This is a genomic window from Pseudomonas sp. CBS, from assembly GCF_024734645.1.
In the GTDB taxonomy this organism is placed as follows: Bacteria; Pseudomonadota; Gammaproteobacteria; order Pseudomonadales; family Pseudomonadaceae; genus Aquipseudomonas.
Genome location: NZ_CP102929.1, coordinates 5530738 through 5545679, shown reverse-complemented (window position 1 = coordinate 5545679; position 14942 = coordinate 5530738). Strand labels below are relative to the sequence as shown.

The window sequence follows — 14942 nt, the reverse complement described above, 5'->3', positions numbered from 1 at the left end:
GGAGCGAGCTTGCTCGCGAAAAACCTGAGAACGCCGCGTTCAACCAGAGAGTGCGCGTTATCGTTGACATTTTTTCGCGAGCAAGCTCGCTCCTACAGAAGGCCCTGTTCCAAATGGTCGAGTAATTTGGGGTCAAGAGGATCCAGCGGCCGACCGAGCATGGTCTCTGCCGCCCGCCACAGCTGATCCAGGCCGCTGGCCAGTTCCTGTTTACCGGTGGCGCCCAGCAGCAGATAGGACGCGCCCTGGAAGTCTTCAACCTTGAGCCGGAACACCGCCAGCACCTGGTTGATCGCCGCGATGCGGCGCAGGCGTTCGCGGCGACGGGGCAGCTCATCGCCCAAGGGATCGCTCCAGTGCAGGTCTTCGCCCAGCAGGCCGCAAAGTCCGCACATGCTTAGTGCCCGCTCATGGCATGACATCGCCGGAGTTCGGGCCCAGGGTCTGGCCGACGAACAGGTTGCCGCCGGGCTCACTGGCCAGCAGCACCGCGGTCGGCGCGACTTCATCCGCCTGGCCGAAACGGCCCAGCGGCAGCTCGGCGGCCTTGGCGCGTTTCCAGGTGTCGCTGATGCCGCCTACCAAAGGCGTCTCAATCGGACCGGGCGCAATGGCGTTGACCAGCACGTTGTCCTTGGCCACTTCCAGCGCGAGGGATTTGGTGAAGCCGATCACGCCAGCCTTCGCCGCTGCATAGTGCGTCAACTCGGCGCCGCCCTTGATCCCCAGTTGCGAGGCGATATTGATGATCCGGCCCCAGCGCTGGCCAATCATGTGGGGCAAGGCGCGCTGGCTGGCGACGAAAACGCTGGTGAGGTCGACCCGCAGCATGTCGTTCCACATGTCCATGGTCAGGTCGACGCACCGGGCCTGGGTCAGCATGCCGGCGTTGTTGACCAGGATATCGATACCACCGTAGTGGGTGACGCAGGCATCGACGCTGGCCTGGGCGCCGTCGACGGTGCCGACATCCGCCACGCACTCGAGGACTTCGGCGCCGAGGTTACGGCAAGTGATGGCGGTTTCGGCGAGGGCGGCGGCGTCGCGGTCGGCCAGCAACAGGCGCGCGCCTTCGACGGCGTAGGCACGGGCGATGGCGGCGCCGATGCCGCTGCCGGCACCGGTGATCACGGCACGGCGGTTAGAGAGCTGGGGCATGGTGAACTCCTCAAATAATCAAACGGCGAACGCGGTCAAAAATGTGGGAGCGGGCTTGCTCGCGAAAGCGGAGTGCCAGCCAATACATGCGGAACTGATCCACCGCATTCGCGAGCAAGCCCGCTCCCACATTTGGAGCGAGTCCGGCTTAAAACTGGGGGTTAATCCGGCCAGCGCACGGTCAAGCCACCATCAATCACAATGCTCTGCCCGGTCAGGTAGCTCGATTCCTCACTGGTCAGAAAACGCACCAGAGACGCGACTTCATCCGCCCGCCCTACCCGGCCCAGCGGAATCGCCCGCGCCGCTTTCGCCAGCCCTTCCGGCCCCAGGGAGTTCTTCGCGTCCAGCGACTGGGGCGTCTCGATCAACCCCGGAATCACCGCGTTGCAACGAATCCCCAACGGCGCCAATTCCACCGCCAGCGACCGACACAACCCCGGCACGCCGGCCTTGGCGGCCGCATAGTGCGCGTGCTCCTGCCAGCCATACACGCCACCGGCAATCGACGAAATCGCCACCAGCGCGCCGCCTTCATGCATGTGCCGGGTCGCCGCGCGGAAGGTGCGCATCACCCCCGTCAGGTCGACGTTGAGCATCTCGTTCCACAGCGCGTCAGTCATCTCCAGCAGTGGCGCACGGCGTAACAATCCGGCGTTGGCCACCGCGTAATCGAGGCGACCGAAGTGCTGGACCGCCTGCGCAGCCAGGTTATCCACCGACGCGGTATCGCCCACGTCCAGCGGCAACATCAGGCATTCACCGCCGGCTTCTTCCACCTGCGCAACCGTGTGATGCGGGTCATGGGGATCGGCCGGGTAATACCCGCCCACCACCGCCACGCCGCTGCGGGCGTATGCCACCGCGAGGGCCTGGCCGATGCCGCTGGCGGCACCGGTAATCAATGCAACTTTACGACTCATCAAAAAACTCCTTACTGGACGGTTTCCGGACGCACATGGCGCGCGGCAAACATCAACGCACCGGACAGGAAGCACGGCAGCGCGCCGAACCACAGCGCAGCGGTCTGCCAGTCGCTGCCGGCCGACAACACTTGGGTCGCGCCAAACCCGGCGACCACGGCCCCAATCGGCCCCATGGCATGGATGATCGCGCCACCGGTGGCACGGATGCTGGTGGGGAAACTTTCACTGATGAAAAACAGCGCCGCCGAGTACGGCCCGATCAGGAAGAACAGGCCCAGGCTGTAGAGCCCGACCACCATCGCCATGTTGCTCGGGCCAAACAGCATCCCGGCAAACGACAGCCCGCCGAGCATCCAGCCCAGGCCGATGACGTTGCGACGACCGATCTTGTCGCCCATCCAGCCGTGGCTGAGGTAGCCGCAGTAACCCACCAGGTTCGACAGCACGAGGATGATCAGCGAGTTCTCGAACGAGATGTGGTGCACGCTGACGATCACCGACGTACCCAACACGCTGAACACCTGAATCGCGGCCCAGTTGAGCAACAGCGCCGCACCAATCACCAAGGTTGCACGGCGGGCCGGGCCACGGAAGGCGGCCTTGAGGCCGGCCTTGCTGTGTTCGTCATAGTCCACGCCGTAGGTCACGGCGACGTTTTGTGCTTCCTTCACCGAGCCGCTTTTGCGCAGCTCGCTGATGCGTTGGTGAATCTGAAACTGCGGGCTCTCCTTGAGCTTGCGCGCCATGACCGCAATCACAATCGCCGGGATCGCCGCAAACACGAAGCAACCCTGCCAGCCAATCACCGGCAACAACAGCGCGGTCAAACCTGCCGCGATCAACGCGCCCACCGGCCAGCCGCCTTGCACCAGGCTGTAGATAAAGCCGCGACGCTTGGCCAATTTCGGATCATCCGAGGCAGCGTACAGTTCGCTCAGGTAAGTGGCGTTGACGGTTTCCTCGGCATAACCCAGGCCGCCCAGCGAACGAATCAGGATCAACGACGACTTGCCCCACGCGCCGCCAATGGCGGTGAGCGCCGAGCAGATCGCCGAACCGGCCACGGTGAAAATAATCCCTTTGCGCCGGCCCAGCTTGTCCACGATCGGACCGATGGCCAACGCGACCACGGCGGTGCCGACCGCCACCCAGGTCGCTATCTGCGCTTGCTCCACTTCACCCCAATTAAAGTGCCGCCCGATTTCCGGCAGCAAGGTGCCGAAAAGAATGAAGTCATACACCGCAAACACCCAGGCGAAAAACGCGATCCAGGTGGCGAAACGCACTTCCTTGGGCGTCAGTTGCCGGGGTTTCCAGCCAGTCAGATCAAGCTTGTTGTAGATAGACATGAATCGCGCCTCGGGAGGTTGGCCAGGGTTTAGGTACGGGTGTCAGGTACGCGGTTGGCCCGACTGTAGGAGCGAGCTTGCTCGCGAAAAACCTGAGAACGCCCCGTTTTAACCAGACGGGCCGCGTTATCGTTGACGGTTTTCGAGAGCAAGCTCGCTCCTGCAACAGTTGGGCAGTTCAGGTACGCGGTTGGCGGCGGATAAAGTCATCGGCGATTTCGTCGAAGGTGACGAAGCGCACGCCGGCATGGCTCTGGATATGTTCGATCAGCCGCTCAAGCATCAGCAGCACTTGCGGGCGGCCGGAAACGTCGGGGTGGATGGTCATGGTGAACACCGCGTGTTCGTGCTCGCGGTAGACCCAGTCGAACTGGTCGCGCCACATTTCTTCGAGGTGACGCGGGTTGACGAAGCCGTGGCTGTTGGGGGCTTTCTTGATGAACATCATTGGCGGCAGGTCGTCGAGGTACCAGTTGGCCGGGATCTCCACCAGGTCGGTTTCTTCGCCGCGCACCAGGGGTTTCATCCAGGTGTCGGGGTGTTGGCTGTAGTCGATCTTGGTCCAGGTGTCGCCCTTGCGCACGTAGTACGGGTGGAAGTCGTTATGCATCAGGCTGTGGTCGTACTTGATGCCTTTTTTCAGCAGCAGTTCGTTGGTGACTTTGCTGAACTCCCACCACGGCGCGACGTAGCCGGTGGGGCGTTTGCCGGTGACCTGGGTGATCAGTTCGATGGACTTGTCGAGGACGATTTCTTCCTGCTCGGCCGTCATCGCAATCGGGTTTTCGTGGCTGTAACCGTGCACGCCGATTTCGTGGCCGGCGTCGGCCACCGCTTTCATCTGCTCGGGGAAGGTTTCCATCGAGTGGCCGGGAATAAACCAGGTGGTGCGCAGGCCGTAGCGCTCGAACAATTTGAGCAGGCGTGGCGCACCGATTTCACCGGCGAACAGGCCACGGGAAATGTCGTCCGGGGAGTCTTCGCCACCGTAGGAACCGAGCCAGCCGGCGACCGCGTCGACGTCGACGCCAAATGCACAGAGGATGTCTTTAGCCATGATGTGTCTCCTTAAAAAGTGAGTGCGGTTTCGACTGACAGCGCGGCCCGAAGCAGGCGCGCGTCTTCGCCGCTGGGGGCGCTGAGCAGCAAACCAGTGGGCAAACCCAGGGCATCGCGGCCGCTGGGCAGACTGACGCCGGGCATGTCCAGCAGGCTGCCGGGCATGGTCAGGCGCAAGGTGGCGAGGTTGGTGCTGACGAACAGTTCAAAATCAGATTCCAACGGCGCCAGGGCCGGTGCCACATGGGCCACGGTGGGGGTGATGAGGATCGCGCCGTCGAGTTCGTCGACAAGTTGCTGTTGCAGACGACGACGGGCGTCGTACAGCGCCAGCAGTTGGCTGGCTGGCAGCGTGCGGGCCGCTTCAAGGCGACGGCGTACGCGGGGGTCGAGTTGCTCGGCATCAGGGCTGTCGAGCAGCGCTTCGTGGAGGGCGAAGGCTTCGAAAGCGCCAAGCCAGCCTTGGTGCTGGATCAGATCCAAGGTGGCCTGGAAGGTCTTCGAGGGGCGCACGTCAATCAGCGCGCCGTCTGCCTTCAATCGGTCCACACAACGTTGCAGATTGTCGCGCACCGCAGGTTCAACCCGTGCGTCTTCCAGCACACTTTGCTCGACCCAGAACCGCTGGCCATTGAGGCTGCGGGGCTGGCGTGGCGGGCGCTGCTCGCGACCATTGAGCAGGTCGTCGATGGCCAGTGCATCGCGCACACTGCGGGTCAGCGGGCCGAGGCTGTCGAGGGTGTGAGCCAGCGGAAAAACGCCGTCGCGGCTGTAGCGCCGGCAACTGCTGCGATAACCCACTACGCCATTCAGCGCAGCGGGAATACGGATGGAGCCAGCAGTGTCGGTGCCCATGGCGATCGGTACGATGCCGGCCGCCACGGCGACGGCTGAACCGGACGATGAGCCGCCGGGAATACGCGGTTGATCAACGCTGCTCGGGTTGTGCGGCGTGCCGAAATGCGGGTTCAGGCCCAGGCCGGAATACGCCAGCTCGCTGAGGTTGGTCTTGCCGACGCTGACCATGCCGGCGCGGCACAACAGGCCAACGCTCGGCGCGTCCAGCAAGGCGGCTGGCGCGTGGCTGCGATAGGCCGCGCCCGCCGTGGTAATGCTGCCGGCCACATCAAACAGATCTTTCCAGGCCAGGGGCACGCCGTCGAACACGCTCAACGGCTGGCCGGCCCGCCACCGGGCAGCGGACGCTTCGGCCTCTCGGCGGGCACGCTCGGCGGTCAGGGAGATGAATACGCTGGGGACTTTGCCCGCGTGAGCAAGTGCCTGTTCGAGGGCCTGCACCGGGTCGCTGCGACCGCTGGCAAAATCCTCGGCCAGTGAAGTGGCGTCTGACATGGGAATGACCTTTTAAAAACGTACATATTAATAAAATGTACATTTTACAAAGGCAGCTTTCGTGCCAGTCTTGTGGACGCCGCGTTGGTCATGTCGGGCGACTTGAAGCAGACACACGGCCTAGATGGGTTTAAGACATCAAAAGAAATACAGGCTGGCGTTTAACGATCGCCCACAATGAAATAATGTATCTTTTATTAATAAGTACATTTTGGTGCAGAAAAGTAACAACCCTCCTCTGAAGGCCCCAAAAAAGTGCCACCGACGTGGCGCAGAGTGACAGGCGCAACTATGAGAGAATCCCCGGCCACCGACCCGTTTGCTCCAGAGAACCCGATGAAAGCAGTGTCAGCCTCGGCTTCCCGTTACGCGATGATTCACCAGGTTTTGCGCGACGCCATCACCCACGGCACTGCCCGCCATGGACTGGTGTTGCTGGAAGCGCCGCTGGCCGAGCTGTTCGGCACCAGCCGGGTGCCGGTGCGCAAAGCCCTGAACCTGTTGCATGACGAAGGGTTGATCTGCCGCTTCGATGGCCGGGGTTACCTGATCAACCCCGACGGCCTGGACATGGAGCCGCTGCGCCTACCCCTGAGCCATGCGCACCTGGGCCTCAACGGTGAAGATGAATTGGTGGACACCCGGCCACTGGGGGAGCGAATCGTCGATGAGATCGGCGCAGCGCTCTCGACCTGCATCGCCTTCGGGCATTACCGCCTCGATGAACAAGCCGCGGCCGAGCACTACAACGTCAGCCGAGCGGTGGTGCGTGAAGCGCTCATGCGCCTGCGAGACCGTGGCCTGGTGGAAAAGGAACCCTATTCCCAATGGCTGGCCGGGCCACTGACCGCCCGGGAAGTCACCGAAGACTACGAACTGCGCGCCTGCCTGGAGCCGGAAGCCCTGCGCCAGAGCGCGCCAAACCTCGACCGCGACCTGCTGCAAGCCATGTTGCAACGGGTGCTCGATGCCCAGGACAGCGCCCATTGCAGCCTGGAAGAAATCGAGCAAATCGAGGAAGACCTGCACCAGCACTGCCTGGCGGGGCTGCAAAACCGCAAGATCGCCGCGCTGATTCGCCAGGGCCAGAGCCCGATGATCATCAGCCGGATTTTCTACCGCCTGCTGGGGATTGGTGCCGATCCGGCGATGCTGGCCGAGCACCGGCTGATCCTTGAGCTGTTGCTGCATGGCGCCTTCGACGCCGCCGCACTGAACCTGCGCGAGCACCTGCAACGGGCCCGGCAGCGGATGTTGCAGCGTTTGAAGGTGCTGTCGGTGCTGCCCGAACAACCTCTACCGGCCTACTTGCACAAACTCAGCTGACGAAATGCAATCGAAAATGTGGGAGCGGGCTTGCTCGCGAATGGGGTGCATCAGTCACAGATGCATTGACTGACAGGGCGCATTCGCGAGCAAGCCCGCTCCCACAGTTGTTCAGCGGCGCTTTTGAAAATATTGTGCAATATGTTGCTATCTCACCCCACCCATTGAAACCACGGCCGACCTGCCCCATCTAACCTGCATACTTCCTTATGCAGGTGCCCCATGAGCGACCAGCAAGAATTCCCGGACATCGACCTCAACGACTACGCCGACCCGGAAAACGCTGAACACACTTCCGCCAACACTGGCCTGGCCCTGCCAGGGCAAAACCTGCCCGACAAGGTCTACATCATCCCGATCCACAATCGGCCGTTCTTCCCGGCGCAAGTGTTGCCGGTGATCGTCAATGAAGAGCCGTGGGCCGAAACCCTGGAGCTGGTGAGCAAATCCGACCACCACTCCCTGGCCCTGTTCTTCATGGAAACCCCGCCTGAAGATCCGCGCCACTTCGACACCTCCAGCCTGCCGCTGTACGGCACCCTGGTGAAGGTGCATCACGCCAGTCGCGAAAACGGCAAGCTGCAATTCGTCGCCCAGGGCCTGACCCGCGTGCGGATCAAGACCTGGCTCAAGCACCACCGCCCACCGTACCTGGTGGAGGTCGAATACCCGCACCAGCCGACCCAGCCGACCGATGAGGTCAAGGCTTACGGCATGGCGCTGATCAATGCGATCAAGGAACTGCTGCCGCTCAATCCGCTGTACAGCGAAGAGCTGAAGAACTACCTCAACCGCTTCAGCCCCAACGATCCGTCACCGCTGACCGACTTCGCCGCCGCCCTCACCTCGGCCACCGGCAATGAGCTGCAGCAAGTGCTGGACTGCGTGCCCATGCTCAAGCGCATGGAAAAAGTCTTGCCGATGCTGCGCAAGGAAGTCGAAGTCGCGCGCCTGCAAAAAGAAATCTCCGCCGAAGTGAACCGCAAGATCGGCGAGCACCAGCGCGAGTTCTTCCTCAAGGAACAACTCAAGGTCATCCAGCAGGAACTGGGGCTGACCAAGGACGATCGCAGCGCCGATGTCGAGCAGTTCGAACAACGCCTGGTGGACAAGGTGCTGCCGGCCCAGGCGCAGAAACGCATCAGCGAAGAAATGAACAAGCTGTCGATCCTCGAAACCGGGTCGCCGGAGTATGCGGTTACCCGCAACTACCTGGACTGGGCCACCTCGGTGCCATGGGGCGTGTATGGCGAGGACAAACTCGACCTGAAACACGCCCGCAAAGTGCTCGACAAGCACCACGCCGGCCTGGACGACATCAAGAGTCGCATCCTCGAATTCCTTGCGGTGGGCGCCTATAAAGGCGAAGTCGCCGGTTCCATCGTGTTGCTGGTGGGCCCGCCGGGCGTGGGCAAGACCAGTGTCGGAAAATCGATTGCCGAATCTTTGGGTCGCCCGTTCTACCGCTTCAGCGTCGGCGGCATGCGCGACGAGGCCGAGATCAAGGGCCATCGCCGCACCTACATCGGCGCGATGCCGGGCAAGCTGGTGCAAGCCCTCAAAGATGTGGAAGTGATGAACCCGGTGATCATGCTCGACGAGATCGACAAGATGGGCCAGAGCTACCAGGGCGACCCTGCCTCGGCGCTGCTCGAAACCCTCGACCCGGAACAGAACGTCGAATTCCTCGACCACTACTTGGACCTGCGCCTGGACCTGTCCAAAGTGCTGTTCGTGTGCACCGCCAATACCCTGGACTCGATCCCCGGCCCGTTGCTGGACCGGATGGAAGTGATTCGCCTGTCGGGCTACATCACCGAAGAAAAGGTCGCGATTGCCAAGCGGCACCTGTGGCCCAAGCAGCTGGAAAAAGCCGGTGTGTCGAAAAACAGCCTGTCCATCAGCGACGGCGCCCTGCGCGCGCTGATCGATGGTTACGCTCGCGAAGCCGGGGTGCGCCAGCTGGAGAAACAGCTGGGCAAACTGGTGCGCAAGGCAGTAGTCAAGCTGCTGGATGAGCCGGACTCGGTGATCAAGATCGGCAACAAGGACCTGGAAACCTCCCTGGGGATGCCGGTGTTCCGTAACGAGCAAGTGCTGTCGGGCACCGGTGTGATCACCGGCCTGGCCTGGACCAGCATGGGCGGCGCGACCCTGCCGATCGAGGCGACGCGCATTCACACTCTCAACCGTGGCTTCAAACTCACCGGGCAACTGGGTGACGTGATGAAAGAATCGGCCGAGATTGCCTACAGCTACATCAGCTCCAACCTGAAGTCGTTTGGCGGTGACCCGAAATTCTTCGACGAAGCCTTCGTGCACCTGCACGTGCCGGAAGGTGCCACGCCAAAAGATGGCCCGAGCGCGGGCGTGACCATGGCCAGTGCGCTGCTGTCCCTGGCACGTAACCAGCCGCCGAAAAAAGGCGTGGCGATGACCGGTGAGCTGACATTGACCGGGCATGTGCTGCCGATTGGCGGGGTCCGCGAGAAGGTGATTGCGGCGCGGCGCCAGAAGATTCACGAACTGATCTTGCCGGAGCCTAACCGGGGGAGCTTTGAAGAGCTGCCGGAGTACCTGAAGGAAGGGATGACGGTGCACTTTGCCAAGCGCTTTGCGGATGTGGCGAAGGTGCTGTTCTGATAGTTATGTAGTGCTTGAGCTGGCCTCTTCGCGAGCAAGCCCGCTCCCACACTTGACCGAGTCCGTCCTTCGGAATGCGGTCGAATGTGGGAGCGGGCTTGCTCGCGAAGAGGCCGGTGCAGCCAACACAACGCCATCTGTCACACCTTGTCTCATCTTCGGTTATGCTCGCCCTTCGTCGTCAAACAACGGAGCCCCCATGACCGCTGCCCGCCTGCTTCTCCCCCTGAGCCTTTGCCTGCTCGCCGCCTGCGCCAGTGCGCCGAAGCAAAACGTCACCGTGGAAAAACAGAGCGCTTGCCCACTGCAACTCAAGACCGGGCAAAACCTGATCCTGACCCTGCCCAGCAATCCCACCACCGGTTACCGCTGGGCCATCCAGGATTCCGCCGGCGGCGTGCTGCGCAGCCTGAGCCCCGAGGTCTACAGCAACACCGAAGACACCGGCGTGGTCGGCAGTGGCGGTCAATCCACCTGGCGCTTCCAGGCCTTCAATGCAGGCCAGGGCCGTTTGCGCCTCACCTCACAACAACCCTGGGAGCCGGAAGCAGAACCGGCCGAAACCTTCGACTGCGCCATTACGGTGAACTGATATGCCATGGATGATCCTTGCGTTGATGGGGGCGGTGACCTTTATCTACGGCCTGAGCACCCACGCAGCCCTGCTCTGCCTGTTGGTAAAGCCATTGCCGGTACTGGCGCTGCTGGGCTGGCTGCATGATGCGCCGCCTACCGACTATCGACGCTGGATCAGCCTGGGGCTGATTTTTTCCCTGGTGGGCGATGTACTGCTGGCCTGGCCCGGCGACTTGTTCATCTTCGGCCTGGGGGCATTTTTGTTCGCGCACCTGGCGTACCTGAAAGCCTACTTGAGCGACTGCCGCCGCCCGGCCATTTTGCCGCTGGTGTTGGCGCTGGCGGTGGGTGCGATCTTGCTGAGCATCCTGATTTCCCATGGCCTGGGCCCATTGCTGGTGCCGGTGGTGGTTTATGCACTGGTGATCAGCGCGATGCTGTGGCGAGCGCTGGCACGATTGGGCAGCGATGTGCCCAAGCGCTCGGCGTACTTGGCGGCGGCAGGCGCAGTGTCGTTCGTGTTTTCCGACACGCTGATTGGGATCAATCGGTTTGTGGTTTCGTTTGAAGCGGCGCCGTATTTGCTGATCGTCAGTTATTGGCTGGGGCAGTGGGGCATTACGGCCTCTTCCTTTCCTCAGAAAAAACCCGTCAACCTGTAGGAGCTGGCTTGCCAGCGAAAAAACCCACAGTTGCCGCGCTCATCCAGAAAGTCCGCGTCATCGTTAACGAACATCGCCGGCACGCCAGCTCCTACGCTAAAATGCCGGGCTTTCCCCCTTCGTCGCCGGAACAGCCGTGAGCAAAGAACCCGATCGCCTATTCGCCCAGCCCCTGCCCCAGGTGCCGGACTTCGCCTTCAACGAAGACGTGGTGCGGGTTTTCCCGGACATGATCAAGCGCTCGGTGCCCGGTTACCCGACCATCGTCGAGAACCTCGGCGTACTCGCGGCGCAGTTTGCCCAGCCCAATAGCGTGCTCTACGACCTCGGTTCATCCCTCGGCGCGGTGACTCAGGCCCTGCGCCGTCACGTGCGCACCGACGGTTGCCGGGTGATCGCGGTGGATAACTCGGCGGCGATGGTCGAGCGTTGCCGCGAATACCTCAATGGCCAGGATTCGATGTTCCAAGAGTTGCTGCCAGTGGAGGTGATCGAGGGCGATATCCTCGCGCTGCAATTCCAGCCGGCTTCGGTGGTGGCGCTGAACTTCACCCTGCAATTTATCGCCCCCGAACAACGCCAGGCGTTGCTCTCGCGCATTCGCCAATCGCTGCTGCCGGGCGGCGCGCTGATCCTTTCGGAAAAGCTGCGCTTCAATGATCCTGAAGAACACACGCTGCTCACCGATTTGCACATCGCCTTCAAACGCGCCAACGGCTACAGCGAACTGGAAATCGCCCAGAAGCGCAGCGCCATCGAAAACGTCATGAAGCCCGACAGCCTCGAAGAACACCGCGAACGCCTGCTGGCGGCCGGGTTCTCGAAAGTCGTGCCGTGGTTCCAGTGTCTTAACTTTGCCTCGTTGATTGCCTTGCCATGATTGATCTGTCTCCCCTAGCCCGCCATCTGGTCGGCACTCCCCTGGCCGTTTGGGCCCAGGGCCTGCAAGCGCAACTCGATGCGAAGATGGAAAAAGGTCATGGCGACCTGGAGCGCTGGCAGAGCGCGCTGGATGCGCTGCCAAAGATCATGCCCTGCGACATTGACCTGCTCAATGGCCTGGTGCTCGACACCGATTGCGACGATGAAACCCGTGCGCAAATGCGCACCGCGCTGATGGGCTTGTGCCCGTGGCGCAAGGGCCCGTTTGATCTGTTCGGCGTGCACGTGGACACCGAATGGCGCTCTGACTGGAAGTGGTCGCGGGTCGCGCCGCACCTGGATCTCAAGGGCAAGCGCATCCTCGATGTGGGTTGCGGCAACGGCTATTACATGTGGCGCATGCTCGGCGCCGGCGCGGACAGCGTGATTGGCGTCGACCCGAACTGGCTGTTCTTTTGCCAGTTCCAGGCGGTGCAGCGCTACTTGCCTGAGCCAAAGGCCTGGCACCTGCCGTTCCCGTTTGAAGATCTGCCGCCGAATATGGAAGGCTTCGATACCGTATTTTCCATGGGCGTGTTTTACCACCGCCGTTCGCCAATCGAGCATTTGCTGGCGTTGAAGGATTGCTTGGTCAAGGGCGGTGAGTTGGTGCTGGAGACGCTGGTGGTTGAAGGCGATCAGCAGCAGGTGCTGGTGCCGGAAGACCGTTACGCGCAAATGCGCAACGTGTGGTTCCTGCCGTCGGTACCGGCGCTGATGCTGTGGCTGCGCCGCGCGGGCTTCAGTGATGTGCGCTGTGTGGACGTGAGCGTGACCACGGTCGAGGAACAGCGCGGCACGGAGTGGATGAAGTATCAGTCCCTCAGCGACTTCCTGGACCCGGAGGATCACAGCAAGACCATCGAAGGGCTGCCGGCGCCGATGCGGGCAGTCATCGTCGCCCGCAAGTAACCCTGCTGTTGTGTTGAAGAAATAAGACTGCTGTTGTGGCGAGGGAGCTTGCTCCCGCTGGAGTGCGCAGCGCTCCCCAGATCTTGGGGCCGCTACGCAGCCCAGCGGGAGCAAGCTCCCTCGCCACAGGGTATCGCGTCAGCCTTTGGCTCTTCGTGCCTTGAAGAATTCGCTCAACACCGTCCCGCACTCTTCGGCCAACACCCCGCCTTCATACAGCACCCGATGATTGAGAAAGCCCTGGGTAAAAAACTGCCCCTGGCTTTGTACGATCCCGGCTTTCGGCTCCAGCGCGCCGTACACCACCCGGGCAATCCGTGAATGCACGATCAGCCCGGCGCACATGCTGCACGGCTCCAGCGTGACGTAGAGCGTGCTGCCCGGCAGCCGATAATTGCTGACGGCCTGGGCCGCGGCCCGGATCGCGACCATCTCGGCATGCGCGCTGGGGTCGTTGCCGCTGATGGGACAGTTGAAGCCACGCCCGATGATTTCTCCATCCTGCACCAGCACCGCGCCCACCGGCACTTCCCCCAGCGCGGCGCCTTGGGCGGCCAGGGTCAGCGCTTCACGCATGAAATCCTGGTCGCGGCTGCGGTCGATAATCGCCGTGGGGCGAAACTGGCGCATCACGCCACCTCGATGGCGGCCATCAGGCCGGTTTCCATGTGGTCGATCACATGGCAGTGGAACATCCAGACACCCGGGTTATCCGCCACCAGCGCCACCCGGGCACGTTCGTTCTTGCCCAGCAGGTAGGTGTCGGTGAAGTACGGAATCACCTTGTGGCGGTTCGAGGCGATGACCTTGAAACTCATGCCGTGCAGGTGGATCGGGTGTTGGTACTGGGTCATGTTCTTCAATTCGAAAATGTAGCTCTTACCCTTCTCCAGCTTGGCAATCGGGCGGTCGGCGCAGGTCTTGTCGGTGATGTCCCAGGCTTGGCCATTGATCTGCCACAGGCTCGGCGGCTTGCCATTGTCCACGTTCACCGAGACCGATCCCACCCATTCGAAATTGAAGTTGAGTTTCTCGGCGTTGGCCAGGTCTGGCTCGGCAATCGGGTTGGCGGGCAACGCAGGCGGCCATTCGGTCGCCGTGTCGGTGCTGGCCACCGAGCGGAAGGTGCCCAGGCGTACCGGGCCGTTGCGGATCGACAGTTCTTCACCGGCCGCCGGCGCCTTGATCGCCAGGCAGATGCGCATGCCGGGGCCGAGCCAGTATTCCTTGCCCAGCGGGCGTGGTTCGATGGGGTTGCCGTCCAGGGCATAGATCTGCGCTTCAACGTCGGGGATGTTGATGCGATACGTCAGGGTGTTATCGAGGTTGAGCAGGCGCACGCGGGTAATCTGCCCGGCCGGCAGATCGATCACCGCCTGAGAAACACCGTTGATGGTCGACAGGCGCCCGGCGGTGCCGCCACGGGCCGCTTCACGCGGGATGCTGAAGGCCACAAAGGCGCCCTCTTCGTCCACGTGCCAGCTTTTCAGGCTCAAGGTGCGTTCGTGTTTGAAGCCGGTGGGTTCACGCTCTTCGATGATCAGCGGGCCCACCAGGCCACGGCCCAGTTCTTCGCTGCTGTTCACGTGGGGGTGATACCAATAGCTGCCGGCATCGGGCACGCGGAATTTGTAGTCGAAGTATTCGCCCGGCAGTACCGGCAGTTGCGAGACGTACGGCACGCCGTCCATTTCCAGCGGCAGGCGAATGCCATGCCAGTGAATGGTGGTGGCGACCGGCAGGTGGTTGATAAAGCGCACCCGCAGCCATTCACCCTGACGCACCCGCAACTCGGTCCCCGGCGCCGAAGGGCCGAACGCCCAGGCTTGGGTCTTGTGCCCCGGCACCAGTTCCACGTCCAGCGGCGCGGCGATCAACTCGTAATCATGCCCCGCCTCAGCCTCGGCGACCTTGCCCAGCCAATAGCGGTAAGCACCACCGGCACCGACGCCCACTACCGCGAGACCGGCAAGACCACCCAGGATTTGTCGACGGGAAAACGATTGGGACACAGCAACCTCACGTATCTGCGGCGGGTCCGAGACCCGCAAAGGGCA

The 14942-nt window shown here is 62.3% G+C and carries 14 protein-coding genes; 6 read left to right on the top strand and 8 right to left on the bottom strand.

Annotation, left to right across the window (positions count from 1 at the left end):
- Window positions 1-92: 92 nt before the first annotated feature.
- The 6 genes from NVB75_RS25265 to NVB75_RS25240 form a co-directional block, all read right to left on the bottom strand.
- Entirely contained in the window at window positions 93-395 is a 303-nt protein-coding gene (locus NVB75_RS25265; protein ID WP_076017591.1) for a hypothetical protein, read from the bottom strand.
- A gap of 13 nt (window positions 396-408) precedes the next feature.
- Complete coding sequence (locus NVB75_RS25260; protein WP_258343825.1) at window positions 409-1158, bottom strand: SDR family NAD(P)-dependent oxidoreductase; 750 nt, start codon at window positions 1156-1158, stop codon at window positions 409-411.
- Between the two features lie 161 nt (window positions 1159-1319).
- Window positions 1320-2081, bottom strand: coding sequence for an SDR family NAD(P)-dependent oxidoreductase (locus NVB75_RS25255; protein WP_258343824.1), 762 nt, complete (start codon window positions 2079-2081; stop codon window positions 1320-1322).
- Between the two features lie 11 nt (window positions 2082-2092).
- The gene (locus NVB75_RS25250; RefSeq protein ID WP_017476084.1) at window positions 2093-3433 is read right to left on the bottom strand and encodes an MFS transporter; all 1341 of its coding nucleotides are present in this window, start codon (window positions 3431-3433) and stop codon (window positions 2093-2095) included.
- A 178-nt stretch (window positions 3434-3611) separates the two neighbouring features.
- Window positions 3612-4490 carry a polysaccharide deacetylase gene (locus NVB75_RS25245; protein ID WP_003210406.1) on the bottom strand — a complete coding sequence of 293 codons (879 nt, stop codon included), beginning with the start codon at window positions 4488-4490 and terminating at the stop codon, window positions 3612-3614.
- 11 nt (window positions 4491-4501) lie between these two features.
- Window positions 4502-5845, bottom strand: coding sequence for an amidase (locus tag NVB75_RS25240; protein ID WP_258343823.1), 1344 nt, complete (start codon window positions 5843-5845; stop codon window positions 4502-4504).
- A gap of 336 nt (window positions 5846-6181) precedes the next feature.
- Here NVB75_RS25240 and NVB75_RS25235 point away from each other — a divergent pair, with 336 nt between their 5' ends.
- From NVB75_RS25235 to cmoB, 6 genes are all read left to right on the top strand, one after another.
- Window positions 6182-7171, top strand: coding sequence for a GntR family transcriptional regulator (locus NVB75_RS25235; RefSeq protein ID WP_258348732.1), 990 nt, complete (start codon window positions 6182-6184; stop codon window positions 7169-7171).
- 222 nt (window positions 7172-7393) lie between these two features.
- Window positions 7394-9814, top strand: a complete 2421-nt coding sequence (lon, locus tag NVB75_RS25230; protein ID WP_258343822.1) for an endopeptidase La — start codon at window positions 7394-7396, stop codon at window positions 9812-9814.
- 199 nt (window positions 9815-10013) lie between these two features.
- Window positions 10014-10406, top strand: a complete 393-nt coding sequence (locus NVB75_RS25225; protein ID WP_010176924.1) for a protease inhibitor I42 family protein — start codon at window positions 10014-10016, stop codon at window positions 10404-10406.
- Window position 10407: 1 nt separating this feature from the next.
- Entirely contained in the window at window positions 10408-11052 is a 645-nt protein-coding gene (locus NVB75_RS25220; RefSeq protein ID WP_258343821.1) for a lysoplasmalogenase, read from the top strand.
- Window positions 11053-11188: 136 nt separating this feature from the next.
- A complete protein-coding gene (cmoA, locus tag NVB75_RS25215) occupies window positions 11189-11932 on the top strand; it encodes a carboxy-S-adenosyl-L-methionine synthase CmoA (RefSeq protein ID WP_258343820.1) in 744 nt (247 codons plus the stop codon).
- Window positions 11929-12885 (top strand): tRNA 5-methoxyuridine(34)/uridine 5-oxyacetic acid(34) synthase CmoB, encoded by a 957-nt coding sequence (gene cmoB, locus NVB75_RS25210; RefSeq protein WP_258343819.1) that lies wholly within the window; start codon window positions 11929-11931, stop codon window positions 12883-12885. The genes cmoA and cmoB overlap by 4 nt, the downstream gene beginning before the upstream one ends.
- Before the next feature lie 138 nt (window positions 12886-13023).
- Here the strand turns inward: cmoB and tadA are convergent, their stop codons facing one another.
- A complete protein-coding gene (tadA, locus tag NVB75_RS25205) occupies window positions 13024-13515 on the bottom strand; it encodes a tRNA adenosine(34) deaminase TadA (protein ID WP_076017602.1) in 492 nt (163 codons plus the stop codon).
- Complete coding sequence (locus NVB75_RS25200) at window positions 13515-14897, bottom strand: multicopper oxidase family protein (protein WP_258343818.1); 1383 nt, start codon at window positions 14895-14897, stop codon at window positions 13515-13517. Before NVB75_RS25200 ends, tadA begins: the two co-directional genes overlap by 1 nt.
- Window positions 14898-14942 lie beyond the last annotated feature (45 nt).

Coding starts and splice junctions, on each gene's coding strand:
- NVB75_RS25265 (WP_076017591.1), bottom strand. CDS start 395: ATGTGCGGACTTTGCGGCCTGCTGGGCGAAGACCTGCACTGGAGCGAT.
- NVB75_RS25260 (WP_258343825.1), bottom strand. CDS start 1,158: ATGCCCCAGCTCTCTAACCGCCGTGCCGTGATCACCGGTGCCGGCAGC.
- NVB75_RS25255 (WP_258343824.1), bottom strand. CDS start 2,081: ATGAGTCGTAAAGTTGCATTGATTACCGGTGCCGCCAGCGGCATCGGC.
- NVB75_RS25250 (WP_017476084.1), bottom strand. CDS start 3,433: ATGTCTATCTACAACAAGCTTGATCTGACTGGCTGGAAACCCCGGCAA.
- NVB75_RS25245 (WP_003210406.1), bottom strand. CDS start 4,490: ATGGCTAAAGACATCCTCTGTGCATTTGGCGTCGACGTCGACGCGGTC.
- NVB75_RS25240 (WP_258343823.1), bottom strand. CDS start 5,845: ATGTCAGACGCCACTTCACTGGCCGAGGATTTTGCCAGCGGTCGCAGC.
- NVB75_RS25235 (WP_258348732.1), top strand. CDS start 6,182: ATGAAAGCAGTGTCAGCCTCGGCTTCCCGTTACGCGATGATTCACCAG.
- lon (WP_258343822.1), top strand. CDS start 7,394: ATGAGCGACCAGCAAGAATTCCCGGACATCGACCTCAACGACTACGCC.
- NVB75_RS25225 (WP_010176924.1), top strand. CDS start 10,014: ATGACCGCTGCCCGCCTGCTTCTCCCCCTGAGCCTTTGCCTGCTCGCC.
- NVB75_RS25220 (WP_258343821.1), top strand. CDS start 10,408: ATGCCATGGATGATCCTTGCGTTGATGGGGGCGGTGACCTTTATCTAC.
- cmoB (WP_258343819.1), top strand. CDS start 11,929: ATGATTGATCTGTCTCCCCTAGCCCGCCATCTGGTCGGCACTCCCCTG.
- tadA (WP_076017602.1), bottom strand. CDS start 13,515: ATGCGCCAGTTTCGCCCCACGGCGATTATCGACCGCAGCCGCGACCAG.